General features: G+C 47.2%; 1 protein-coding gene. It reads left to right on the top strand.

Annotation, left to right across the window (positions count from 1 at the left end):
* Nucleotides 1-459 precede the first annotated feature (459 nt).
* Nucleotides 460-1752, top strand: coding sequence for a group II intron reverse transcriptase/maturase (gene ltrA / locus AB6E30_RS22435; protein ID WP_170963353.1), 1293 nt, complete (start codon nucleotides 460-462; stop codon nucleotides 1750-1752).
* Nucleotides 1753-1760 lie beyond the last annotated feature (8 nt).

Below are 1760 nucleotides of genomic sequence, written 5' to 3'. Positions count from 1 at the left end.
CTGAAGGAAGCAAATGGCAAAACTTGGTTGTGACGAACAGAAATCTGATAGTAGGCCATTACAACTTGGGCAACCTAGCCATAGATAGAATAGCCCAATGCCTCGACGGGAAGTGTGTAGTGGTAAATCAGGCACAGCCAAGGGAAAGAACAACGTCTTACCTCGGGAGATCTTATGGTTTGTCTCAATAGAGACTAATACAGCAGTGATGTTGTGTGATGAGCAATAAGAAGTCAGCAGAAGGCATAGTACTTTGAGAATGTACAACTCAAAGGAAGGCCTGAACTGAATATATCAAGAAGCAGTCACTAGACACTCAATCATGTGGAGTCATAGCAAGATGAAACTCATCTCTACGTCCCAAAGGGCAATACCGCAAGTAAAGCTCATGGATACGAAGAATGACAAGCATGGTCGGCGTAGACAGGAGGGCGAGTCTTGGTGACCTCAACTTCGTTGATGGAGCAAATCTGCTCCTCAACCAATTTGAATCAAGCTCTTAGACGCGTGAAGAAGAACAAAGGGTGTGCAGGAGTCGACAAGCTCGACATCAACGCCACTATCTCAAGACTTCGACAGGCATCAAACGGGCAAGAGCTTCGCCAGAGTCTTCTGGATGGAAGCTATCAACCTCAACCTGTTCTTGGTGTAGAAATCCCCAAAGCTAGTGGTGGCGTAAGGCAATTAGGTATCCCAACAGTCCTTGATAGGGTAGTCCAACAGGCAATCACATCAGTGCTGTCATGTATCTATGAGCCGAAGTTCTCCGACAGTAGTTACGGGTTTAGACCCAACCGCAGTGCGCACCATGCATTGTCGGCCGCCAGTCGCTACATCCGAGAGGGTCGAGGTTATGTAGTAGATATCGACCTAGCAAAATACTTCGATACAGTGAATCACGATAGGCTAATGCACAGGCTGTCACAAGATATTGCTGATAAACGCGTGTTAAAGCTAATTAGGTCATACCTACAGGTAGGCATAATGCGACATGGACTAGTTGAGCAGAGACAACGAGGCACACCCCAGGGTGGGCCATTATCTCCGCTACTATCAAATATTGTATTAGATGAACTGGATAAAGAGCTAGAGCGTAGAGGGCATAAGTTCTGTCGATATGCAGATGACTGTCAAATCTACGTGCGTAGTGAGGAAGCCGCTCATCGAGTCAGAGAGTCGATAACGGAGTTCTTGGAGCAGAAACTAAAGCTGACGGTAAACCGTAAGAAAAGTGCAGCAACGAGAGTGACAAAGCGAACTTACCTAAGCCACCGCTTCCAGATAGACGGAAGAATCGGGATATCGAAGACGGCACAAGCTCAAATGAAGAAGCGAGTACGTCAGATAACGAAGCGAAATCGAGGACGAGAGTTACAGGTGATAATCACGGAGTTAACTCAATATCTAAGAGGATGGCAACACTACTTCAAGCTTACTGTTAGTAAAAGTGCAATGCAGCGCTTAGACGAATGGATACGGCGTAGATTAAGGTGCTACCGACTAAAGCAGCGCAAACGCAGACACAGCATAGCGATATGGTTACAGCGACAAGGTGTAACGGAGCGTAATGCGTGGAAGCTAGCGATGTCAGATAAGGGTTGGTGGCATCTAGCTTCAACGCCACAGGTTAATCACGCCATGCCAATAAAATGGTTCGAGGGGTTGGGGCTGTACTCACTAAGAGATGGGTACGAGTCACTGAAAGTATATTCGGAACCGCCGTATGCGACCCACGCTTGTACGGTGGTGTGAGAGGACGG

Source organism: Vibrio sp. 10N.247.311.12, assembly GCF_041467515.1.
Classification (GTDB): domain Bacteria; phylum Pseudomonadota; class Gammaproteobacteria; order Enterobacterales; family Vibrionaceae; genus Vibrio; species Vibrio crassostreae_C.
This window is presented reverse-complemented; position numbering and strand designations above follow the sequence as displayed.